Origin of the sequence: Vibrio sp. PID23_8 (assembly GCF_003584965.1) — a bacterium.
In the GTDB taxonomy this organism is placed as follows: domain Bacteria; phylum Pseudomonadota; class Gammaproteobacteria; order Enterobacterales; family Vibrionaceae; genus Vibrio.
This window is the reverse complement of sequence record NZ_LIXE01000003.1, coordinates 100467-123814: the sequence shown is the minus strand read 5'-3', so window position 1 is coordinate 123814 and position 23348 is coordinate 100467. Positions and strand designations below refer to the sequence as shown.

General features: G+C 43.8%; 20 protein-coding genes and 1 pseudogene. 1 reads left to right on the top strand and 20 read right to left on the bottom strand.

The genetic code is table 11. The features are described from left to right. Positions 1-25: 25 nt before the first annotated feature. The 20 genes and pseudogenes from AK966_RS07070 to AK966_RS06970 all read right to left on the bottom strand — a co-directional run bounded on the left by AK966_RS07070 (position 26) and on the right by AK966_RS06970 (position 21992). Complete coding sequence (locus AK966_RS07070; RefSeq protein WP_119463809.1) at positions 26-1042, bottom strand: sulfotransferase family 2 domain-containing protein; 1017 nt, start codon at positions 1040-1042, stop codon at positions 26-28. After that, complete coding sequence (locus AK966_RS07065; protein ID WP_119463808.1) at positions 1039-2814, bottom strand: glycosyltransferase; 1776 nt, start codon at positions 2812-2814, stop codon at positions 1039-1041. Before AK966_RS07065 ends, AK966_RS07070 begins: the two co-directional genes overlap by 4 nt. Continuing rightward, positions 2811-3635 (bottom strand): UTP--glucose-1-phosphate uridylyltransferase GalU, encoded by an 825-nt coding sequence (galU, locus tag AK966_RS07060; protein ID WP_119463807.1) that lies wholly within the window; start codon positions 3633-3635, stop codon positions 2811-2813. Before galU ends, AK966_RS07065 begins: the two co-directional genes overlap by 4 nt. 8 nt (positions 3636-3643) lie before the next feature. Then, positions 3644-4360: a transposase gene (locus AK966_RS20110; protein ID WP_119463806.1), complete on the bottom strand. Its 717-nt coding sequence runs from the start codon at positions 4358-4360 to the stop codon at positions 3644-3646. 213 nt (positions 4361-4573) lie between these two features. After that, positions 4574-4729 carry a rhamnan synthesis F family protein gene (locus tag AK966_RS20425; protein ID WP_119463979.1) on the bottom strand — a complete coding sequence of 52 codons (156 nt, stop codon included), beginning with the start codon at positions 4727-4729 and terminating at the stop codon, positions 4574-4576. Positions 4730-5127: 398 nt separating this feature from the next. Then, entirely contained in the window at positions 5128-6219 is a 1092-nt protein-coding gene (locus AK966_RS07040) for a polysaccharide pyruvyl transferase family protein (protein WP_119463804.1), read from the bottom strand. 4 nt (positions 6220-6223) lie between these two features. Continuing rightward, positions 6224-10036, bottom strand: a complete 3813-nt coding sequence (locus tag AK966_RS07035) for a glycoside hydrolase family 99-like domain-containing protein (RefSeq protein ID WP_119463803.1) — start codon at positions 10034-10036, stop codon at positions 6224-6226. 47 nt (positions 10037-10083) lie between these two features. Beyond that, positions 10084-11205 carry a dTDP-glucose 4,6-dehydratase gene (rfbB, locus tag AK966_RS07030; protein WP_119463802.1) on the bottom strand — a complete coding sequence of 374 codons (1122 nt, stop codon included), beginning with the start codon at positions 11203-11205 and terminating at the stop codon, positions 10084-10086. Between the two features lie 145 nt (positions 11206-11350). Next, positions 11351-12319, bottom strand: a complete 969-nt coding sequence (gene rfbD / locus AK966_RS07025; RefSeq protein ID WP_119463801.1) for a dTDP-4-dehydrorhamnose reductase — start codon at positions 12317-12319, stop codon at positions 11351-11353. Next, positions 12297-13268, bottom strand: coding sequence for a glycosyltransferase family 2 protein (locus AK966_RS07020; RefSeq protein ID WP_119463800.1), 972 nt, complete (start codon positions 13266-13268; stop codon positions 12297-12299). The genes rfbD and AK966_RS07020 overlap by 23 nt, the downstream gene beginning before the upstream one ends. Further along, positions 13265-14143 carry a glycosyltransferase gene (locus tag AK966_RS07015; protein WP_182852614.1) on the bottom strand — a complete coding sequence of 293 codons (879 nt, stop codon included), beginning with the start codon at positions 14141-14143 and terminating at the stop codon, positions 13265-13267. Before AK966_RS07015 ends, AK966_RS07020 begins: the two co-directional genes overlap by 4 nt. Next, positions 14140-14715 carry a dTDP-4-dehydrorhamnose 3,5-epimerase gene (gene rfbC, locus AK966_RS07010; RefSeq protein WP_119463798.1) on the bottom strand — a complete coding sequence of 192 codons (576 nt, stop codon included), beginning with the start codon at positions 14713-14715 and terminating at the stop codon, positions 14140-14142. Before rfbC ends, AK966_RS07015 begins: the two co-directional genes overlap by 4 nt. 90 nt (positions 14716-14805) lie before the next feature. Then, positions 14806-15726: a glucose-1-phosphate thymidylyltransferase RfbA gene (gene rfbA, locus AK966_RS07005; protein WP_119463797.1), complete on the bottom strand. Its 921-nt coding sequence runs from the start codon at positions 15724-15726 to the stop codon at positions 14806-14808. Positions 15727-15744: 18 nt separating this feature from the next. Beyond that, positions 15745-17130 (bottom strand): lipopolysaccharide biosynthesis protein, encoded by a 1386-nt coding sequence (locus AK966_RS07000; protein ID WP_119463796.1) that lies wholly within the window; start codon positions 17128-17130, stop codon positions 15745-15747. 202 nt (positions 17131-17332) lie between these two features. Further along, complete coding sequence (locus tag AK966_RS06995) at positions 17333-18118, bottom strand: ABC transporter permease (protein WP_119463795.1); 786 nt, start codon at positions 18116-18118, stop codon at positions 17333-17335. Positions 18119-18123: 5 nt separating this feature from the next. Further along, entirely contained in the window at positions 18124-19842 is a 1719-nt protein-coding gene (locus tag AK966_RS06990) for a polysaccharide biosynthesis/export family protein (RefSeq protein ID WP_119463794.1), read from the bottom strand. Between the two features lie 9 nt (positions 19843-19851). Further along, on the bottom strand, positions 19852-20250 hold the full coding sequence (locus AK966_RS06985; protein ID WP_119463793.1) for a hypothetical protein: 399 nt from the start codon (positions 20248-20250) through the stop codon (positions 19852-19854). 882 nt (positions 20251-21132) lie between these two features. After that, the gene (locus AK966_RS20105; protein WP_259343743.1) at positions 21133-21288 is read right to left on the bottom strand and encodes a hypothetical protein; all 156 of its coding nucleotides are present in this window, start codon (positions 21286-21288) and stop codon (positions 21133-21135) included. A gap of 9 nt (positions 21289-21297) precedes the next feature. Then, positions 21298-21591 (bottom strand): hypothetical protein, encoded by a 294-nt coding sequence (locus tag AK966_RS06975; protein ID WP_259343742.1) that lies wholly within the window; start codon positions 21589-21591, stop codon positions 21298-21300. Between the two features lie 198 nt (positions 21592-21789). Beyond that, positions 21790-21992, bottom strand: a pseudogene (locus tag AK966_RS06970) (AlpA family transcriptional regulator). Between the two features lie 406 nt (positions 21993-22398). Here AK966_RS06970 and ylqF point away from each other — a divergent pair. Then, positions 22399-23343 carry a ribosome biogenesis GTPase YlqF gene (ylqF, locus tag AK966_RS06965; RefSeq protein WP_119463792.1) on the top strand — a complete coding sequence of 315 codons (945 nt, stop codon included), beginning with the start codon at positions 22399-22401 and terminating at the stop codon, positions 23341-23343. Positions 23344-23348 lie beyond the last annotated feature (5 nt).

Sequence of the window (23348 nt, the reverse complement as noted above, 5' to 3'; positions counted from 1 at the left end):
GTTATTTACTACGTTAAATATTGAATTAAAACTGCTCAGGTAAGTCTACACGGTACGTTTGCCCTGTCGCACTCACCATCAATTCTAACTCGCGGATCCCAGCCTCGCGCCATTTAGCCAATGGCAAACTGAACCCAATATAGCGCTGGCGCGGAAAAATAAACTTAGGAAACATACCACAATACTCTTGTGCGGTTAGCATCGCCTGCTCTTCACCGTTTATTTTAACCACGACCGTCACAGGCTCGTCACCTGAGGCAAAATAAGCGCAACCATGCAACACATCATTTGGATTAACATGCGCATACAAATGGGCCCAGGGCTTACCTTGCTCAAACAGTGCCATGCGCTGATGGTGCAACTCGAGGGCTTGTTGATACAAACGGATATCTTGTTGGTTAAGTTTGACTAACTCATCAGAAACCGCTTGGGGCAACCCCTCTTTCTTTTGATGTGTTTTCGCCGCAATATTTTGCTTGAGCGGGGCCAACTCAAGTTCTAAACCATGGTTAATCAGCGCTAGCGAATCATTATAGTGTTCAGTGAGGCCGGTAAAACCGAGCAACGTAATAGGAAACCCATTGAGATACCTCGCCTGCACGTTGCGAAACTGCGCCGAACGGTAGAATTTAGCAAAATCACCGCTAAATCCATTATGAGTCACAAAATGATTGTAGTGAGACACTATTTGTCCAATCGGCTCTCGGACGAAAGTGACGATGTTACGTACATCAAAAAAATCAGCGTATTTTTGAATATGAACATGGCCGGTTAACGCGAAAGGGCTTGCCATCATCACTTGTTTCAGCGCATAAGGATTCACCTCCTCATGCATGTGCGCGCGCACTAGAGGTGACGTTTCACACGCTGTTGCGCCGTAATCCTTTTCCATTGGCTGCATCGCCTCTAGCGCCTTGCGGTAACTAGTACCCGCCGTTTTAGGAATGTGGACAAAGAATAACGACTTAATACTCGGCTGCGCAACTTCAACTGGGTTACAAGAGGGCTGCTCTGATTGTTTTTTTAAAAATTGACGGATCATACTCGGTAACTAAAATCTTCTCGGTCTAGGGTTAACCATTGGCTGTAATGCGGATCATCAAGTAAGCGATCCCCCCAAGTCTGCTTCATGTATTCTATTTCTTTGGCAAAACGCGCTTGCTTGGCTGGCGTGTCTTCATGGCCTCGGCTAATGGACTCGTGATGCACCATTTCGATGTAGGGTGACCAGATGTTCCGGTAACCAGCCTGATCGACCTTTAAGCAAAAATCAACATCATTAAACGCCACGGTTAGATCGCGCTCGTTTAAGCCACCGACCTGTTCAAACACCGCTTTGCGCACACCTAAACACGCCGCTGTGACGGCAGAAAGATCTTGCGTCAGTTGTAAGCGTTTAAAGTAACCCGGATGCTCTCCTGGGAAATGCTTATGAGAGTGACCAGCCACGCCACCCAAACCAGTGATCACTCCAGCATGTTGTAAGGTGCCATTAGGGTAATAAAGCTTAGCCCCCACGCAGCCAACATTTGGCCTTGCTAAATGCCCCACCATTTCTCTTAACCAGTTAGGAGAAAGGATTTCGATGTCGTTATTCATCAACACCAAATGCTCTCCCTTCGCTTGCGTCACAGCAAAGTTATTAATGGCGGAATAATTAAACGGGTGTGGGTAATTAAGCAGACGCACCTTACCTTGCTCAGCTAACTGAGCAAAATAGGCCAACGCGTTTGCATCATCCGAGCCGTTATCGACCAACAGCACCTCAAAGTGAGGATACGTCGTCAAACGATATAAAGAGTCGATGCATTGTTTCACCAACTCAGTACCATTTTTGGTCGGGATGATGATCGACACCAACGGCATTGGCTCTGGCACTGGCCACGTGATTTTGTAGGTATTGGCCAATTTGCCTTCACTGACTGTCGCGCCAGTATCGGCAAGATGATCCCTCAACGCCGCGAGACCAGCGTGTTGTGCGTAGCTTTTTTCGCTCTCAGCCAACGCCGTTGAGCCAGCAATCGCTCGCCAATGGTAAAGCACATACGGCACATGCACAATGTGCTCAGGTTCAGAGTGCGTGACACAGCGCAATAGCAAGTCGTAATCTTGACTGCCCTCTAACCCCTCACGAAAACCGCCAATCTGTTCTAACAAACTGCGGCGATACACACCAAGGTGTGATACGTAGTTATGCGAATAAAGCAAATCACGGTTAAAGCGCGGCTTAAAGTGCGGCTCACTGCGATTACCCTGTGCATCGATTTTGTCTTCATCGCTGTAAAGCACATTAGCATTAGGGTGCATCGAAACATAATGCGCCATGCATTTTAACGCCTCTGGGTGAAGCAAGTCATCTTGATCCAGCAGAACAACAAAATCACCAGAGGCCTGTTGCAAGCCGGAGTTAGACGCCGCTGAGATGTGGCCGTTTTGATGCCGAACCACCACTTGGATCTTGTTTGATTTTAACTGGTTGAGCAGCTCGGTCAGTGGTTCAGATGCACTGCCATCATCGACCAAAATCAACTGCCAGTGATGGTAAGTTTGCGCTTGCACCGATTGCACCATCTCGCGCAGCAAAGCAAGATCGGGTTTATAAACGGGCACCACAATGGAAAATGCAGTCGTTGAATCAACTGACGGCAAACCCACCAATAAATTCGATTGCTGAGCGCAAATCAACTCGTAATGGTGCAAACCATGAATTGGGGCTTGTTTCAAGCCCCAACGTTGATAAGCCCGAATCGCCCAGTCCTGCCGTTTGAGTGCATTAATCACAGAGGTCGGCAATAACGATTTCAGCTTGTTCATTTTTTGTAGAGATTTTCAAAACAGTAATTGGTGGCGTCTATATAACCCTCTACACTGCCGCAATCAAAACGTTTTCCTTTGAATTTATACGCTAATACGCAACCGTTGTGAGCTTGCTTCAATAATGCATCGGTAATTTGGATTTCTCCGCCTTTGCCCGGCTCGGTTTGTTCGATCAATTCAAAAATGTCTGGCGTTAAGATGTAACGACCAATAATGGCTAAGTTGCTAGGCGCCGTACCTGCTTCTGGTTTTTCAACCATGTTATCCACGCGGTACAAATCCTCTTTGATCATCTCACCCGAGATCACGCCGTATTTATGCGTTTCTGACTCTGGCACTTCTTGTACGGCGACAATCGAGCATCGGAACTGTTTATACAGCGCCACCATTTGTGCCAGCACACCGTCACCCTCATTGACACACAGATCGTCCGCCAGTACCACTGCAAACGGCTCATCCCCCACCAACTCACGCCCTGTTAAAATGGCGTGACCTAAACCTTTCATTTCACGTTGGCGAATGTAGGTATAATGGGCTGAATCAATTAAGCGACGTATGTCCGTTAACAGCGCCTCTTTATCTGTGCCATTGATCTGATGTTCCAATTCGTAGTTTTTATCGAAGTGATCCATCAGCGTGTGCTTGCCACGACCAGTAACAATACACATGCCATCCATGCCCGCCTGAATCGCCTCTTCTACGCCGTATTCAATTAACGGTTTGTTGACGACGGGCATCATCTCTTTTGGCATGGATTTAGTGGCAGGCAAAAAACGGGTGCCGTAGCCAGCTGCCGGGAATAAGCATTTTTTAATCATAATAATTTCTAATTTATTTTATTATTAGCGTATTGATACACGCGTTTAGTTGGTCTTCCTTGCCTTCGAGGGCGAAAGGCTTGTCCGGATAACGATTCAATTTGTGCGACAAACTTTTCACTGCCTATCGCTAAGCTAGAGTCTGTTGCAACTTTGATGATTTGGTTAACTGAGTTCGGTAAAGAAGATGCAAACATTGCTGTATATGCGCTTAGCCTACTATGGGCATCTCCCCCTAGAGCAAGATAATCGCAATGTGGCTTAATAAGCTGAGAAGCTCGACCTAAGGCATTCGAATGGTAGCTAGACCATTGATATTCAGCCGGATGAGAGACCATGTTAGCCGCTACCGGATTCATCTCAATATAGCGATAAAGTGAAAACAGATAATTATCGGAATCTACCAATGCCGACTTAAAGCGCCCTTCCCAAAGAGTTCCTGAACGACCATAACGTTTATTAAAGTAATAAACATAGGAGCGCCCTATAGATTGCATCATCTTAGATACGCCGTGTTCACTATAAGGTGTACACAGCAAATGAACATGGTTGGTCATTAATACCCAAGCATGAATATGAACATCAAATTTATCAGCGTATTGTTTTAGCCACTCAAGATACGCCAGCATATCTTCATCATTGCAAAAGCAAACTTGTCGGTTGTTACCACGTTGAATAACATGTTGTGCAACCCCAACGGGCGCAAATCTTGGCTTTCTTGGCATCAATACCTCTCAAATAGGGTCAGAGTGAATTCCGACCACTATCTAAGAAACAACATCAGCATGTTAGAAAACAGACAACGCTTTGAGGGCTAAAAGCAATAAAATCATCCTTGATAAACATTTAGAATCAAACTATGAACTAAGCCGTTAATTGACTCTGACCCCATTTATCTCTTAGAGCCAAGCTAAGCCGTTAATTCACTCTGACCCCTTTTATTCCACAAAACGCTCAATAATGCTATTAACTTGTTCTTTACTACCTAAAAGTCGGTCGAATAAAAAACCGCGCCAGTTATTAATCCCACCAGCATGTAAGCTCTTCTTCGAATGGATCTTGCAAATGTAGTCATAACGATAGTAGCTTTCGATGTGATTACATAATCAAATAGGGTCAGAGTGAATTCCGACCACTATCTAAGAAACTACATCAGCATGTTAGAAAACAGACAACACTTTGAGGGCCAAAAGCAATAAAATCATCCTTGATAAACATTTAGAATCAAACTATGAACTAAGCCGTTAATTGACTCTGACCCCTTTTATTCATGTTGCATTCCCCGATGGAATAATGCCTCCTCCCTTACCAAAGTCTGGGTACTCAAAGCCATGTTTTAAAAGGTATTTAGATTCATTTTCCAAATGATATTGAATAGCAGAAGTACCAGTCTTGGGTGCACCAATATGCAAGTAAATCGTCTTATTTTTCGAGTCTTCCTTTCTAAAAGATCCCATCAAGCTTCGATTAAAAAACATAGTAAACAAACTCTTCAAAATTTCGTTTTCAAACTATTTGCAGAATAAAACTGTTTTAATTTTTTGAAATTCATTTCAGTTCTTCTTAGGTATTTTTTGAAATCCATTTCATTTATCAAACTTTCTACATCATATAACCTAGCAACATTAAATTCTTCAATTCCAATATTAGGCACGGCCATTGTTTCTGCCAATTCTTTAGTTCGGTTGTCATGTGTAATTAGTATTGGAGGAGTTCCGGCCAATGTCGCAGCAATTGCACCATGAATGCGTGTACCGATATAAAGGTCATCTTTTTTTACATCTGCAAGCCAACTTGATAGACTTGTATGATATTTACCTTTTTCAAGTAGTGCATTTCTAAGTGTCTGTCTATTATTGATACCATAGTAGCTTTGCGCTAATTGATGTTGAGTTTCATTTTGTTGTTCTCTTGATAGCTCTTTAATTTCATACTGTTCTGACTGGTAATAAATTGAAGACGCTTCTCGAATCGCAAACTGATACAGCTGTCTTTGTTTGTCAAAGCGATTACTGTCATTGGTAGCATTCAATACATAGCGTGTTGGACCGACACCAATACGCGTCATTTCACCTGGTGTAATATCTCTTAATTTTGGCGCGCATCCAAAAGTGAAAATAGAAGGACAGCCCAAAACCTCAACATTTTTTATTCCACAATGATTAATTACTTCGGCAGTAAAGTCCCCCCTAACTCCGACTCCGGAACTTCTTTCTGAAATTACCGCGAGCAGTTTTTTAGTACCTTCTGGTATTGATTTTACATCAGAAATATTATCAACTTGTGAGCCCAAACCCACAACAACACAAGGTAGGTCTGTTTTTTCAATGAGTTCAGCCAACCACCCCCAATCTTGATTTTTGTTAATCCAATTAGCTGCTGGAATAAAAATTGATGAGTATTCATCTTTTACTTTCCTAGGCTCCCAGTTAAACCCGATATGGCGAGCTCCTGCAAGTTGTTGATAGGCAGCGTTAGTGAACAACATATTGCCAAAATTATTACCACTTGCATCTAAAGCTTGTTTGCCACTTAAACTTGGCAATTGTTTTAAATCAATACCAACGATTCCGACTTTATTCATGATCTTAACCTATTTTTAATTTGTTTTTTAAGTTATTCAAGTATGTATGTTGTTGTTCTATGATGGACTTGGTAACAATACGCTGATTGGCTATGACTTGAATGTTTTCAATTTCATTGATTTGTATTTTTAAGTTCTGATGCGTAACACTTCTTGAGTGACGCCGATGTGTATTTAGCGAATCTGGTATCAACTTGCAACGAGCAGTTTTTTTTGACAATAATTTCACATAAACAAACCAGTCACCTGCAACTTTAAATTCAAGCAGTTCATGAATATTCTCATCAAAACAACTTACTAAGGCTTGTCTGTTAAATACCACCGAACTTACATTCATAAACTGGTTTTTTATCGCGAGACAAGACTCAATAATATCACTGCCTTCATAAACTCCCGGTTTATCCAAGCAAGCTTGCATATCAGCATCATAATAATAGCGGTAGTTATCTGCGAGATGAACATTATTTTCGTCGATTTGCTTGGAATCGGTATATGCCAAGTCGAACTCAGTATCACCACTGAGTATGGTTGACAAAAACTCTGGCGCCGCAGAATCATCAGCCTCAGCTATCCACAAGTAGTCACCACGAGCTAAATCAGCACCTTTCTTCCACTGTTTGAAGACTGAGCCTGAGTTTTCCTCATTCACAATCAACTTGATCTGACGTTGATACGCTTCTGCCGTAGCATTGATGACTTCAATACTGTTGTCTGGCGAGCGGTCATCCAAGACCACAACTTCAAACACTGGGTAGTGCTGAGCAAAAACAGAACGGAGTCGTTCGCCGATATGTTTTTCATAATTGTAGTTCGGTATGGATACTGTCACTTTTTCCAAATTGGGATCTAGGTATTGAAGTAATGAAAATACATAATCATCCCAGCTGAAACGTTCGGCTGCCGCCTTTCTACGCAGTGAACGCTTCTCTTCGTTGTCCTCGACAACTTGAGCTGTAATTTCGTTCGCCATTGACTGAATATCAGCCATTGGAACCGCGGCACCATTGACAGGCTCTTCCAGCAATTCAGTAAAACCACCGCCACCGATGAAACCAACAACAGGCGTACCAATAGCCAGAGCTTCCATGACAACTGAAGGGAATGGATCTTCCCGGGATGTCATGGCGAAGACATCAGAAGCTGACAGGTAACGTGAAATCTCATTGGTGAAAGGGATATTATGGAAGTTGCCTTTAAGCAATTCGCTTTCCAAGTCGGACTTTAACCAATGCTTCAACGAACCTTCTATATCACCAATCCACAGGAAGTGGAACGAAGGATCGCGCTCTACTAGCACCTTTGCTGTGTTAACAAAGATGTCAAAGCCTTTACGTAAGTCTGCATAGCCAACGTTAACGACTAGTTTGGCACTATCCGGTATTCCCAACTCTTCACGAATGCTTAGGTACGCTTCTTCTTGATAGCTAACCGCCTGATAGATTCCCTGAGGGTGAATAATCAACTTACTATCATCAGCACTCTCCGCCACTTTCACGAACGAGTCTTTTACTGCTTTTGCCGCGAAAATAACCTGCTTCGCATAAGCTGAAATATCATTTACGGCACCTTCGAGGCTATATTCACGAATAAGGTTCTCCAGTTCGTGCACCAAGGATACAAATTCATAGCCTTGTTCGTGCAGAATGGTTGCTGTTTTTCCAGATACAGTGGTGTTGCATATTGCACGTTTTACGCCTATCTCTTGCTGCAATTGTGCAGAGTACTCTCTGAATTTTTCCAAGTCATTGTGACACACATAAGTTGGTCCAATTTTCTCGTACTCTTCAACCAAAGGTCCTTCACCCAGAATTATCAGACGGGCATCTACGCCGAATTGCTGACGAAGCGTCTTGAAAATATTGAGAGTCAGTAACTGTGCGCCATGTTTATAGGCATCATGGCCCACTAAAACAACCGGATATTTACCTTCAAGCGTTTCAATTCCATAAGCTGCACGATAGGTCGCATTAAGGTACGCAGAACCATAGTACTGATCGGGCTCGAGGTACGCACCTTCCGCCCATTCGTTCCAGGCGTTGATAGCGACAAATTTATGCCCACCTTGAACCGGATTACGACGGGCATAATCTATCACTGAACTCAACCAGCGCTGGTACTTTTGTGGGGTAGCTCCAACAAAGCCCATACCACGGTTAGGTTTGCGGGCTTCGTTGTCCCACATAGGAGTCACGGCCTTGATGACATCATATTCGAATTCTACGTCTGATAGACTATTCTCAGCCATTGCGTCATAACTTGGATAATGCCCGGTAAAGTTCGGGTCAAACAGCCCCAGCTCCTGAGCTACAGATGGCAGGCCCGCCGCAACTTTATGGGGTGGAAACTCGATTGCGCCATCCAAACCGTATGGTCTCGGGTCATTGTCATCAAATGCCTGTGCCATGTAGAAGATAACTTCTGTATCATGGTTAGTTTTGAGTAGTTCGCGCCACTTCTCAAACTTGGCTTTAGCTTCCGGGACAATGCCAGGACGGTAGATAAAGAACAATGGTTTACCATCGATTCGAATATAACGAGGATCTTCAAAGTGCCTTACTATATCCGCGATAAATGCCTCGTCATCTTCATCACGATAGTCTTGGGCAATTAAGATATCCTGATCCAACCCATCCCAACGTCGCGACCAGTTTTCATTGGTCCACATCAAACAGAACGGTAACTCTATATCTCCATTTTCCAATAACAGATTTACTGGACCATCCATAAGACGTTTTCCATTAAACCAATAATGGTAGAAGCAGAAACCTTCAAGTCCGGCTGCACGTGCCATTTCAGCTTGCTTAACCAAAGTTTCTTTGAGACGTAAGTCATAGAAGCCTAGGTCTCTTGGCAGATGTGGCTGGACATGACCATTAAATCTTGGCCTTGCTCGTGTTACGTTAGTCCACTCGGTGAATCCAGTGCCCCACCATTCGTTATTTTCCGTAAATGGATGAAATTGTGGCAGGTAATAAGCGATGAGCTTTACATCAGGATCATGGGTTCTTGCTCCAAAGGCAAACTCTTCAAATTGAGCTCCTGCTTTGTGATATTGCGCTTCATAATCTATGTAATTGATCGCTACTGATGTGTTACTTGGTATAGATGTGTTTTCTTGGCCATTTGACGCGAATGTTTGAGGACTGGTTTTTAGCCCTTGAGACTTACCTTCTGATAGGAAATGATAAAAAGCATGTTTAGATAGATCATTTTCTAGGTATTCCTGTGCGTACCAGCCAACATTGAACTCGGGATTTGGGTTACGTCCTTCTAGATAACCTTGCAAGATAAAGTGCTTAAATGCATCCAACCCTGCATCTTTGATATCAATGTTGATAGTGAGGTAATACTCAGAGTTAAATTCTGGGACAGGGTCGAATTGACCGGTCTGTACATTATCGTAAAAGTGTTTTAGTGGGGATGTGGCCTCATCAAGGTTGTATTTAATTCTATAAAACTCAGGATCAAAGTAAATGGACGGTTTACGGCCTTCTTTTTCCCCGTAGAGTATGTAATGTTCTAATGGGGCCATTCCTGATGATTTAACATCCGGGTTGCAATCAAGATACCATGTTGGGTCAAAGAGGTAAGAGGGTGTTCTGCCTTCTTTTTCTCCATTAAAAAAATAGTGCTCTAATGGATTAACTTGAGCTTCAGCAATATCTGGATTGGACTCAAAATACCACTCAGTAGAGAATAGTCCGGAGTGATAGATAGTTTCTATGCTTTTTTCTTCATTACTTAATTCAGCGTTAGTTTTAACTTGTTCTTCTGAAGTAAGTTTTTTGAACTTCTTTTGAATATTAAAGTGTGCCATTTCTAGCCTATAAAATTGATGTATTCTATTAATAGTTTAACTTCGCGTTATTTGCTCAAAGGTTGCCACCAGTCCTGGTGATTTAGATACCACTCAACGGTTTTCTTAATTCCCGTTTCAAACGACTCCGCTGGTTTGTATCCCAGCTCGCTGTTGGTTTTAGTGGCATCAATCGCGTAGCGGCGGTCGTGGCCGGCACGGTCGGTGACGTAAGTGATCAGCTCTTCACTTCTACTTTCAGCAGCTAAAGTGGCCTCAGGGAATTTCTCTTTAAGCATTGCAGGAGCAAGGTTCAAGGTGCAAGATTCAAGGGAAGTACCTTCGTTACTGAAGTATTCGTTCATCAGCTTACACACGACTTTTACAATATCGATGTTCGCCCATTCATTGTGGCCGCCGATGTTGTAGTTCTCGCCGACTTGGCCTTTGTTTAACACCAGCTCAATGCCGCGAGCGTGATCTTCTACGTATAACCAGTCACGGATTTGCTGACCATCGCCATAAATTGGCAGCGGTTTGTTGTGCAAAATGTTGGTGATGATCAGTGGGATCAACTTCTCTGGGAAGTGGTAAGGCCCGTAGTTGTTTGAGCAGTTTGAGGTTGTCACCTCTAATCCATAGGTATGATGGTAAGCACGTACTAGATGGTCTGATGCTGCCTTTGATGCCGAGTATGGCGAGTTTGGCGCATAAGCCGTTTGCTCAGTAAACGCCGGATCGTTTGGAGCGAGAGTGCCGTACACCTCATCCGTCGAAACGTGATGGAAACGGTGAGCTAAAGGTGATTTTCCTTCCGCTTTTGGTTCATCAATCCAGACTTTTTTTGCCGCTTTTAGTAGGCTGTACGTTCCCAAGATGTTGGTTTCGATAAACGCATCTGGGCCCGTGATTGAACGGTCTACATGAGATTCTGCTGCAAAGTGTACAATAGTGTCCAGCTGATGTTCTTTGAGCAGTTTCTCTACTAGATTAGTGTCGCAAATGTCACCATGGGTAAAAATAAAGTTCGGATGTTGTTCTACCGATGCAAGATTCGCGCGGTTACCTGCATACGTCAGCGCATCCAATACCACCACTTTATCTTGTGGATTATTTTCTAGCCAATAAAGCACATAGTTAGCGCCAATAAAACCAGCGCCGCCTGTTACCAATAAGTTTCTTGTTTTCATTTTTTGCAATTAACGTTGAAAGTGAAAGTTGAAAGTTGAAAGTTGAGCAAGGTGCAAGAAATAAGCGCTTGATATTGTATTTCAACAATAACTTGGCTTATTTGTTTCGTTTCCCTTGAAGGAGCGAAGCGACACCCTTTTCACTTTAGCCTTGAACCTGCAGTTTTAGTTCATCCAGCATGGCGGATAGCTGCGCTCGCCAGTGCTTGGTTTCTACCCCGCTGGCTTTCTCTGCCGTGCTTTTGTCGATGACGCTAAAGCTTGGTCGCTTAGCAGGCGTTGGGTAATGGCTCGCAGGGATTGGGCGAATGGGAATCGCCTTATCTAGCATGCCTTTTTCTATCGCGAGTTCTTGAATCGCGACCGCGAAATCGTACCAAGAGGCCACGCCAGCGTCTGTCCAGTGCAGCAGCGTAGCTGCAGGTTTAAGAGTTAAGGGCGCTTCGCTTGAAGGCTCAAGGGTTAAAGACGCTGCGTTTTTTTCACTTGCACCTTGCGCCTTGTTTCTTGTCCCTTGCTTCTCAATGAGTTGCCAGATCATCTGCGCTAGGCCTTTTGCCCAGGTTGGCGTGCCAACTTGATCGTAGACGATGCCAAGTTGCTCTTTTTCTGCCATTAGGCGAAGCATGGTTTTAACGAAGTTATTACCGTGTGCCGAGTAAACCCAAGCCGTACGAATGATCGTGGCTTGATGCCCAAGGATTTGACTGATTTTTAAATCACCCTGAAGTTTGGACTCGCCGTAGACGTTAATGGGATTTGGCGTATCATCGACTTGGTATGGTGTCGTTTTCGTGCCATCAAACACAAAATCGGTCGAGACATGAATAAGCTTGGCGTTTATTTCTTTGCAGATTAGCGCTAAGTACTCACTGCCTTTCTCGTTCACCGCAAAGGCGGTTTCTTGATCGGTTTCGGCTTTATCCACGGCCGTATAGGCAGCAGCATTGATCACGATATCTGGAGCATGAGCAAGCACTATCTCATTTACTTGTGCTTGATTGGTTATATCGAGTTGCTGCGCATCGAAGCTGACCAACTCAACATGGGCAGGCGCCGTTTGCTCCAGCTCCCATGCGAGTTGACCGCCTTTACCGGTGATCAGTACTTTCATTTCTTTTACCTGTTTTGTTATTCAGACCATCTTTTAAGCCGCTCAGCATGGCTTTAACGTGTTGCTTTCTCTGAGTGCCCAATAGGGCATAAAAGCCAAACCGGATAGGAAGCTTGTACAACTCAGTGAGTTTCCAGACGGTTGGAATGTGTGGCATCTTTAATAAGTGACAAACGTTACGAAAATAGTAGTAGTGGCGCATAGGTGAGTGGTTCACAACGCGTTTACCCAACCACTTTATTGGCTCACCACCTAGCTCGTGAGTTAATGTTGCGTCGGTGTTCATCCGTAGCCCGTACCCTTTCGCATTGGCACGCAACCCCCATTCAATGTCGACAAAGTCAATGAACAGCGACTCGTCATGAATGCCGATAGCATCGAACACGTTCATATTAATAAGCGATCCGGATGTAATGGCATAAGACACGGATAAACCGTTGCTCTTCACCTCTTGGCCATCTATATGACAAACCGACGAACGTTTAATCCGCCATTTGCTCACCTGAATTGCACTGCCATAACCATTGAGGTTTGTCGCAAAGTACTTGGGAACCCAAGCCGCAACATTGTTCATTTGTTGCGGCTGGCTTTCTAGAATCGGACTCAGCATTTCTTGAACAAAATTTGGAGAGATTTTGCTGTCTTGATCGAACAGAAAACACCAATCTATGTTCTTGGATTGCCAGTATCCAATCCCTTGGTTGAGCGCTTTCGCAACCCCGCGATTCATCCCGTTTTCTATTATCACTATGGGGTATGTGGAAACATCACTCGGCGCATTAATTTCTACTTGAGTGGCCTTGGAATCATTTGGCTGGCGACCATCTTGCTCACTGTTATCAACGACCAAGACTGGAACAAATTGACTGAGATAATACGTATTCTCCCAGTCTTGCTCGGTCGGGTGATAGTGAATCACCACGGCTGCAATATTCAATGTTGAGTTCATGACTGCTTATCTACTATGCTCGCCTCTGCTACAAGGTTGGCGCTATCTAACTCTGCCCCTTTGCTTGAGGTCATAGGAATTGCAGACACAGTGATAAGATTGCTTTTTCTGTGCCACGAACGTAGCCAATTACGACGAGTGAGTTCATAAGTAATCGTGCTTTTGACATGATGAAAAAACAATCGTGAACCAAACCTTCTGCTTGCGCATCGGCGATAATGGATCGCAATAATGTCCGGCAAGTAACTTACCTTGATACCCTCTTGTAATGCTCTGAAACAAAAATCAATATCTTCACAGTACATGAAATATCGTTCATCTAACCCATTTAAGTGCTGATAGACGTGAGCTTTCACTACAAGAAATGCACCACTGGCCCAAAATGTTTCCCCATCTGTTGGCAATGTTCTGTCAATGACCGAGCTACGACTACGAAGCAGGTAATTTTTCAAGAACGTGCCAAATGTTGGGAATCTTCTCAGATTGTCATCTGCAAGCCTAAACGATCTATCGAGAAACAAGTTTGGCGCCATCATTGGCAGGTTACTCTGTGCCAATGTGCTAAGCAGGTGCTTGATCGCCAGATCGGAGATCTCAACATCAGGGTTCAACAGGAGGAAATAGTCCTCACCAGAAAGGCCCATTGCCAAGGCTAATAAGAAGTTAAGATTGTTGTTAGCGGCAAAACCCAACGGCTTATCATTACTGTGATATTGAATACCGATGCTTTCGCAATAAGTCTGTAATTCCTGCGATTTCACGTTATCACGAAAAATCACTTTTATCTGAGGGTAAGTAACAAGCCGTGCAAGCGTTTCTAGTTGTTCAATAATGTGATCATGATCATGCGAGATGACTGAAATAAATAGGGTCACGATGATACAGCAAGCTCTTGAGCAACCACGCAACGAGGTGCGGAGGCAAAGCTAAGCCCTTGTTCGTCCTTCGCTGACAATTGCGGCTGTTGGCCGTCTAATAATGGCCATTCAATCGCTAATTGTGGGTCATCCCAACGGATGCTCACTTCTGCAGCTGGGTTATAATAATCGGTACATTTGTAGACAAATTCGGCTTCTTCTGATGTCACGTAGAAACCGTGTGCAAACCCTTCCGGTACCCAGAGTTGGCGTTTGTTTTCTGCGGATAACAATACCCCAACCCATTGACCAAGCGTTGGAGAACCAGCTCGCATGTCAACCGCAACATCAAAGACTTCGCCTTTGGTGACACGAACCAATTTACCTTGTGTATTTTCCGTTTGGTAATGCAGGCCGCGCAGAATACCGTGATTTGACTTACTGTGATTCTCTTGCACAAAATGACGCGGATGACAGTTTTGATCAAATAAGGTGCTACGGAACGTTTCCATAAAAAAGCCACGATCATCACCAAACACTTGTGGTTCGATGATCTTAACGTCCGGGATCGCTGTTTCGATGAATTTCATTTTTGACTGCTCAACATGAAAAGCTCATCCGCGATGATTGATGGCATTGCGGATGAGTGATGATTTTAATAATGAGTGGAAAGTTTGCGTTTAGGCGCTGACTTGTAATGGCTGCTCTAGGATTCCCATCAAGTATTGACCATACCCTGATTTGATTTTGTCCTGTGCAATTTGAGCGATTTGCGCATCATCAATGTACCCCATACGGTACGCCACTTCTGCAGGGCAGTTGACTTTTAGCCCTTGGCGCTTTTCTATCGCACGAATGTAGATGGCGGCATCTAATAGGTCATCCAATGTTCCGGTATCCAGCCATGCGGTACCGCGCCCCATGATCTCGACGCGCAAATTTTCTGCTTTAAGGTACTGGTCAATCACATCCGTGATTTCTAGCTCACCACGTGGTGATGGTTTCACATTTTTGGCGAACTCGACCACACGGTTGTCGAAGAAATACATGCCCGGAACCGCATAATTCGATTTCGGTTGTTGTGGCTTTTCTTCTATTGATAACACTCGGCCGTTAGCATCAAATTCCACCACGCCGTAAGACGTTGGGTTCGCAACATGATAACCAAACACCGTTGCGCCCTGCTCTTGACGGTTCGCTTTATTAAGCAGTTGCGGTAAATCGTGACCATAAAATAGGTTATCACCAAGGACTAGCGCCGCTGGTGAACCGGCCAGAAAATCTTCCGCTAAAATAAATGCTTGTGCTAAACCGTCTGGAGAGGGTTGGACACAGTATTCAAACTTAATACCCCAGCGAGATCCGTCGCCTAATAAGTTCTGGAAACGATGGATTTCTTGAGGTGTGGAGATGATCAAAATCTCGTGCATCCCAGCCATCATTAAATTGGCAATTGGGTAATAAATCATTGGCTTATCGTAAACGGGCATCAATTGTTTGCTTACGACTTTGGTGATTGGGTACAGTCGTGTACCAGAACCACCAGCAAGGATGATCCCTTTACGGTTAAGCGGGTTGCTACATGCGCGTGACGTTGGCATTTCTATTCCTTAATATATTTATTTCAGCTCTTGAATGGTCAAGAGCACGATGCGACCAATCACAAATAACATGGTTGCAATAACGCCAAACAACGTAATGTTATAAAAAACATCTGGGTACTTGGCTTGGTGCGGCTCTGTGGCCGCCTCTACAACCACAAGGTATTTCAGTTGGCGATAGGCTTCTATTCGAGACTTTTCCAATGAAATCTGTGATGAAGTATAAGCTTGAAGTGCTAACTCCATTTTTACCTTGAGATCGGTGTATATCGTTAAAATCTCACTGACCGACATTGCGTGGTTTTCGGTGTTCGATAATTTCGCTCGTTCTTTATCTAACTGGCTTTTTAGTGCGGTTAAGGTATTTTTCACTGAGAGCACTTGCGGCGCTTGGCTGCTCATCATAGCACTCAGGCTTTTCAGCTCGGCTTCTTTGGCAGAAATTTGCCCTTCCAATCCATAAGTGATCTGCTGCATTGCCGCCCCTTCAGCCGTTGGATCGAGCAAGTTATATTGTTGCTGAAACCTTAACAGTTTGGTTTGGGCATCTTGTAATTTGCGCTCGATATTAGTGTGTTCTTTTTGAATAAACGCTAATTGGGCATTGGCAAGCTGATGGCCGATGGAGTTAATGTACCACTCCGCACGCTCCACGATGGTTTGCGTTAAGCGGTTTGCAAACTCGGGATCAAACGCTTGTGTCTCTACATGCACGATGTTGGAATTTGAGTCGATGTAAATGTCTATCCGAGTTAGGTAGTACTCGTAAACGGCTTCCCATGATTCTTCTTCGTCAATGCGGCTAAACCAATCGATGTTGGATTGGCTAAAATGGGTAACGATATCTAACTTCTCGTTAAGATACTTAACCATGTCGTTCGATAAGATATACGCCTTAACCAGTTCCGTATCCGCCACGCCAGTATTGGATACGCCTAATCCAGTTAAAACTGCCATGGAGGCATCCATGGTTGCCATACCATCCGGCTGTTGGACGATCACTTGCGCGCGACTGACGTATCGTTCAGACGCCCAAAAAGTTTGGTATAAGGCAAAAATAAGGGTTGGGATAACCACTAAAGCGATAAAAGGACGTCTAAATACAGGCTCAAGTAACAAGGCTAAAGGCGCAAGCTTACTTTGCTTGGCTTTTTTGCCGTCTTGTTTCATCTTGCTGCTCTCTACTTTTGCCTTGCTTCCTTGCTCCTTGTGCTTTTGTACCTCGCCGCTATTCACTTGCTTTTTCAAGTTAGTTACACGCACTAATATACGCTGTGCCAGTTCAGGGTCTGTGGCTTCAATCTGCTGAGCTTTAGCGACTAAAAATTCAATACTGGTAAATTCGGCTGGTTTAAGCGTTTGTCGTAACGCTTGAAATCGTTGTTCTACTGTTTGCGTTGTCATCTTGCTTTCTTTTCAGCGTTCGAATAGTGCGTCTTCCATTTTCGGAACGACGATGGCTGACTCATCTTTAGTTTGAGCCTTAAACTGTGGTTTTCTGCTTTATCTTTTCTTTTTACTTTTGCTTCTGCTCTTACTTTTGTTTTTTCTTTAACCTTTAGGAGCGCAGCGACACTTGTGCCTTGCCCCTTTCTCCTTATGCCTTTTAGCGGCTAATGGCTTGCTTCCAACTGATTTGGTAGCAACACAAGGCCAATGTCAGTAATCCTATGGTGGCAATATCAAGGTAGAATTCGCTCACGCCAACCTTGCCATACGCGGGATAAGCGTAGTAACGGGCCAGTTCCACCGCATGAAGTAATGGGTTCCAATCTAAGTACGGCCAGTATTCTCGTGGGATGTCTTGTAAGCTAAAAAAGATGCCTGAAATAAAAAACAGTGGTTTGGTTAAGATGGATTTCACTTTATTGACTTCAGGGACAAAGCAACTCGCCAGCGCAAATAACGTCCCTAGTGATAACGCCAATAGCCATACTTTAAATATTGTTGTCAGCACAGATAACGGATCGGCAATCTTTGGCTCAAATTGAAGCAGATAAGCCAACACGGCAAGTAAGAGTAACAGTGCGAACTTGTTGAGCAGTTCAAACCCGCTGATTGCAATCAAAGAGCTGATTGGTTGCACTTGTCTAAACGCATACAAGGGCTTATTTTTTTGGATGGCGGTGGCGGTTTTTTCTAGTGTCCCAAGGAAAAACTGCACTAACACTACGCCATAAACCACAAAGAATACGGTTGGCATACTGTGTGTGTTGCCACCGTCAAATGGGTTACGGATCAACACCATGACGGTGATCATGATCATCGGTGAGATCAATGCCCAGCTCAGGCCAAATTTGTCGCTAAAGGTACTTTTGATCTCCCGCAGGAAGATGGCGAACACCACGTCCGCCCATACCTGTAATACGCTACGTTTGATTACTTTTGCCATGATGGTTATTTAATCGCAACGTTCGCAGCAACCGCAATCTGATAAATGATTTGCGTGATGTCTTTCACCGCTTGCATGGTCTTAGTATCGACTTTCGGCAATACTAGAATTTGATCGCCTTGTTGAATTGGCGTGTCGCTTTCAAATTCCACCAAACCATTCGCACGAACAATCGCAATTCGGTTGTCTTCTGCTCGATCTGTAAAGCCACCAGCCCAAGCAATGTAATCATCCAGTGTGGCTTCTGGGTTGAAAACCACAGCTTGAGGCATCAACACTTCTCCGCCGACTTGAATTAAGTCCGTCTTGCTCGGGATCACAATGGTGTCGCCCTGTTCCAAAAGGATATTCGCGATCGCACCTTGATCGGCAACGATGACTTTGCCAAGAGGCTGGATTTTGCGAGCACGTTCGGTAAACAACATCACCATTTCCGCTTCTTTCGCGCGTATCGCGGCTTCACCATCCGACGATGCTGGTGCAGTAAAGATGCTGCGTTCTAAGCGATTTAATGACTCATCAATCATCTCTTTTTGCTTTTTCGCCACACTTGGGCGTAACAAATAGATCGATTGATAATCGGCAAGGAGAGGATCTATTTCAATATTGCTGAGTAAATCGTGCAGACGCGTGCGCTTATTGACGGCAAAGTAGGATGGGCCAAGGTAACTGCCTGACACTTGCACATCGATCACCTGAGCATGCAGATCATCATTAAACAAAACTTTGTCACCATCTTTTAGCTCAAAGTTTTGAAATGCTTGATAGTCCATATATAAAGAGAACGGACCATGACTACGATTACCTACGATGCCAACATGCGATACTTTCGCCAATGGTTTCGCATACGCTGACAGTTGTTTTCCTGTTTCTATCGACTGTTCCAGCTCAAATCGAAATGGGTTTCTTGCTCCGCCAGTGACGGTAATCGTCGCTTTTTGTGGCTTAACCAAAATCACATCGCCATCTTTAAAACTCGGTGATGACAAATGACCTTGTTGAATAAAATCGTATAGATCGATGCTGGCGATCACTTTGCGATTACGCAGAACTTGTATTTCTCGATAACTGCCACGTTCACTATCGATACCACCGGCACGCTTTAAGAAATAAAGAATGGAGTCTGACGCCATGCCTGCGTATTGGCCTGGGCGTATTACTGGGCCTGTTAAATACACACTTACCGGCGTTGCGGTTAACAAGTTGACGTAGACATTGACGTTGTGTGTGTACACTTGCTTAATCTTTTTTGTCACCAATGCGTTAACTTGGCTTGCTTGTACATTGGCAACTTGGATTGGCCCAACCTCTGGCACAAAGATATTACCTTGATTATCGACCGTCATGACATTGGAATAATTCACCGCGCCCCACAACCAAAGATTGATTTTATCTCCTGGAGCAATGAGGTAGTTATCGTTTAGACCATCGACTCGCTCTGTCTCATACCCGCCCGCAAAAAGATTCGCACCATAAGGTGGCACTTGCGAATCGCCCGAGGATGGTAAAAGCTTTTTGACATCAACTTCCCCTGGTAACAACACATCATGACGGTTTTCAACAGAGTACTCACCCTGTTCCAAACTTTGGTTTGGCGCGATGACACTTTTCGACGGTTGTGAGGTAAAGTTGCTGTTTGTTAATAAGCCCGAGCTTATGCCTGATGCCGTAACCTTGAAAGCCAGCAATGCTAGTGATACAGAAAGTAAACGAATGTTGTTCATCTTTTAACCTTATAAAGCGATAGTCTTAACGCCACTCTCTAACACGGGCATTAAGCGCCATTCATTTGCGTTAGATGACAAACCATCAATAACCGCGCACGCAACTTGCGTACGACCTTGCTTCCCATACTGAATGTATATTTCTCTGCATTGCGTTCCTAGTGCAGAGATATAAGGTTTACCTAAGATAATTTGATGATATTGAGGATGCATAATGGTCGTGATATTCGCCTGGTTTAACTGCTCCCAATATTTCGCAGGGATTTTTTCGCCTGGAATATCTACAAAAGACTGAGCAACTAAAGGACGTTCAGCAACCACTTCTCTCGGTTTGCTTGCACATGCGCTAAGTGTAGTGATTAAAGAAAATACAAATAATACGCGCTTTATGGTGTTCTTTGGTTTCATTTAGGTACGCTACCGCCCGATGATTGTTGTCGCGCTATTCATTTAACGCATATTTAAAGCAATATTATTAGCGACACCTGAAGATGTCTGTTTTAGCTACGCTACCGCCCGTTGATTGTTTCCGCGCTATTCATTAAACGCATTGGCATTACTATCTGTTTATCCATTTTGTGGACGTTTACTCTAACGGGCTTCCACTTCCGTTTTTCCAAACGTACAAATGGAACAAGAGTCGTGCGGCTTCAACTTTCTAAAACATTGGAATAGAGGTCGAAAAAAACGGCAGGAGATTATCACAATAGAGAGGGTATTAAAAGTTATAAAAGACTTATAAAGGCGCAACGCATGGCGCACAATCATTGCATTCTCAACTAGTTAACACAAAAACATAAAAAACATAAAAAACATAAAAAACATAAAAAACATAAAAAACATAAAAAACATAAAAATAACTCTCTAGAAATAAAACACCAAAATAACAAAATTTTTCGAACTAGGTGCAATATTTAACCAGCAAAAAAAACGCAACATTAAGCAACAAATAGCTTAAATTGGTAAGAGCTTATAAATCATTAATTTTAATATTACGTGGGTATAAAACCAGATGAGACGAGGCAAACGAAATTTGTAATAAGAATGGCTAGCTCCATTAACGCCGTGGCAATTAAGCCAGGATACACGATGCAGGTGCCCTGTCGTTCGAAGAATTGTTTGATGGTGTTGTCGGGGTGCATGCCCTTGAAGATAAAAGGTCTATTCATAGAGACCAAGAAAAATGACGTTGTTTCTCCAGAAACCGCTTCAAGATGGCGTACTTCTCTTTGCGAACCTGTGCACTCTCATGCTTCGTGCGCTCCTAGTAACCGATAATTTGTCGTCGCCCTACTCGTTTAGCTGCTCTGCCACATAGGGCTGATGCTTGAAAATATCATCCAAGATCATCAGCAAGCGTTTGACTTGTTTTTTACGATAAGAGATACCGCGCTTGTGGTACTGCGCCATGATCGTCAGGACTTGCTTTTTGGTGTGTGCGTTCACAGAGCCCCTCTAGCCAAAATATGCATTGGTAATAGTCACTCGATGATGCCCAAGTAACTTCGAAATCATCAAACGTACGGCATAGTCGCGTTTTTGGGTCTCCGCTTTGATGATATTAAGCGCGTTGGCAATGTATTGGTAATGCGCTTTACCGTGTGCGACACCGGCTTGCATTGGACATCGCACTCCCATTTCTTGGAAATACGTTTCACACACCCAATGCTTGCGCTCACCGTGGGTAAGATAGCTTTCGTCGGCTTGCTTGGTTTGGCGCCTCGTGTTGATGTTAGGACGGATGTACACGGCTTGGCATTCCCAACGCACTCTAATAGATGGTGATGAAATAACTAGGCAAATATCAACTTACGCGTCTTTCTGTTTACCCTCCTCCGTTAAAGGGAGGCAAGAAAATCATTCCACAACAGATCTCTATCATCGACATGCACTGTGCAGCATTAATGTTACTGTGCTCTCGTCAACCAATTCACAACAATCTCATCATCAACCCTGAGGATATCGCTCCTCTCCTGCTTTTCGCTTTAGTACAAGACTTTCCATCCAATCATCTACTTCACTTTCTAACCAGGCAACCGCACGGTCACCTAGACTGACTTAGGGAAAGTGTCATCGTTCATTTTTCTGTAGATAGCCGAGCGACTTAATCCGGTTTTTTCTTTTACTTCTTCCAATTTTATAAATCTCATGAGGTTCACCCGCAATCAACAATACTGAATGCCAAACGAATAAAGCTTGGCTCTAGTTGGCTTTATTTATTCAATACCCTAGCGAGCCTACTTACCTGAAAAGTAATTTGCTTACCGTTTTGCGATCACGCTCGAACGAATAACGATTTTGACGTAATTTATATATTGACTTTCCTTCAGGAGGCGGAGTCCCTTACCAAATCAGGCAACACCTACTACTTTCTAACGATCTCGTTTCTACTATTCGCATTTACTAGTAAATGTTATCATTATCACATTAATGGCTGATGCGGCTATGGGAAAGTTGAACAGTTCCTTTGGTACCCCCAAAAAACTAATTTTGAGACTTGGTACCCTACCTGATACCCCACCAGTCTAACCATAAATTAAAAGGCATAATTTTCAAATGGTTAACAACAACATTCAATGGTTCCCTGGTCACATGCATAAGGCACAAAAGGAGATTGCCGAAGCGATCCCGCAAATTGATGTGATCATCGAGGTACTTGATGCACGTATTCCATTCAGTAGCGAAAACCCTATGATTTCGAAACTACGTGGTGATAAACCAGTCGTAAAAGTACTGAATAAACGTGATCTTGCAGATCCTGAGTTGACTCAATTGTGGATTGACCACTTAGAAAAAGAACAAAATGTGAAAGCGATGGCTATCACGACAAATGAAACGAGTGAAGTACACAAAATCATGGAGCTTTGCCGTAAGCTCGCGCCACACCGCGAAGAGGTTGGTAAGAACATACGCACCATGATTATGGGCATTCCAAATGTGGGTAAGTCGACTATCATCAACACGCTAGCAGGTCGCACTATTGCAATCACAGGGAACCAACCAGCCGTCACACGTCGCCAGCAGCGCATCAATCTACAAAACGGGATTGTGCTTTCTGACACACCTGGAATTTTATGGCCTAAAGTAGAAAATCCACACAGTGGCTTCCGACTAGCTGCGACTGGGGCTGTAAAAGATACGGCAATGGAATACGATGAGGTTGCGTTCTACACGATCGAATACCTAGCAGCTCACTATCCAGAGAAACTTAAAGAACGCTATCAAATCGACGAATTACCTGAGTCTGATATTGAAATTATGGAAGAAATTGGTCGCCGCCGTGGTGCACTTCGTGCGGGTGGTCGAGTGGATCTTCATAAAGTATCTGAGATCCTGTTACACGAACTGCGTCAAGGTACTCTTGGGCAAATCACGCTAGAACGGCCTGAGATGATTACTCAAGAACTGATCGAAGTTGAAATCGAAACGGCTCGTAAAGAAGAAGAAAAAGCCAAACGTAAAGAGGAACGTCGTAAACGTTATCTACGTAACAAACGATAATTTGA

What these genes read in the sequence shown, in the direction of transcription:
- AK966_RS07070 (WP_119463809.1), bottom strand. Translation starts at nt 1,042, where the DNA reads ATGATCCGTCAATTTTTAAAAAAACAATCAGAGCAGCCCTCTTGTAAC.
- AK966_RS07065 (WP_119463808.1), bottom strand. Translation starts at nt 2,814, where the DNA reads ATGAACAAGCTGAAATCGTTATTGCCGACCTCTGTGATTAATGCACTC.
- galU (WP_119463807.1), bottom strand. Translation starts at nt 3,635, where the DNA reads ATGATTAAAAAATGCTTATTCCCGGCAGCTGGCTACGGCACCCGTTTT.
- AK966_RS20110 (WP_119463806.1), bottom strand. Translation starts at nt 4,360, where the DNA reads ATGCCAAGAAAGCCAAGATTTGCGCCCGTTGGGGTTGCACAACATGTT.
- AK966_RS07040 (WP_119463804.1), bottom strand. Translation starts at nt 6,219, where the DNA reads ATGAATAAAGTCGGAATCGTTGGTATTGATTTAAAACAATTGCCAAGT.
- AK966_RS07035 (WP_119463803.1), bottom strand. Translation starts at nt 10,036, where the DNA reads ATGGCACACTTTAATATTCAAAAGAAGTTCAAAAAACTTACTTCAGAA.
- rfbB (WP_119463802.1), bottom strand. Translation starts at nt 11,205, where the DNA reads ATGAAAACAAGAAACTTATTGGTAACAGGCGGCGCTGGTTTTATTGGC.
- rfbD (WP_119463801.1), bottom strand. Translation starts at nt 12,319, where the DNA reads ATGAAAGTACTGATCACCGGTAAAGGCGGTCAACTCGCATGGGAGCTG.
- AK966_RS07020 (WP_119463800.1), bottom strand. Translation starts at nt 13,268, where the DNA reads ATGAACTCAACATTGAATATTGCAGCCGTGGTGATTCACTATCACCCG.
- rfbC (WP_119463798.1), bottom strand. Translation starts at nt 14,715, where the DNA reads ATGAAATTCATCGAAACAGCGATCCCGGACGTTAAGATCATCGAACCA.
- rfbA (WP_119463797.1), bottom strand. Translation starts at nt 15,726, where the DNA reads ATGCCAACGTCACGCGCATGTAGCAACCCGCTTAACCGTAAAGGGATC.
- AK966_RS07000 (WP_119463796.1), bottom strand. Translation starts at nt 17,130, where the DNA reads ATGACAACGCAAACAGTAGAACAACGATTTCAAGCGTTACGACAAACG.
- AK966_RS06995 (WP_119463795.1), bottom strand. Translation starts at nt 18,118, where the DNA reads ATGGCAAAAGTAATCAAACGTAGCGTATTACAGGTATGGGCGGACGTG.
- AK966_RS06990 (WP_119463794.1), bottom strand. Translation starts at nt 19,842, where the DNA reads ATGAACAACATTCGTTTACTTTCTGTATCACTAGCATTGCTGGCTTTC.
- AK966_RS06985 (WP_119463793.1), bottom strand. Translation starts at nt 20,250, where the DNA reads ATGAAACCAAAGAACACCATAAAGCGCGTATTATTTGTATTTTCTTTA.
- ylqF (WP_119463792.1), top strand. Translation starts at nt 22,399, where the DNA reads ATGGTTAACAACAACATTCAATGGTTCCCTGGTCACATGCATAAGGCA.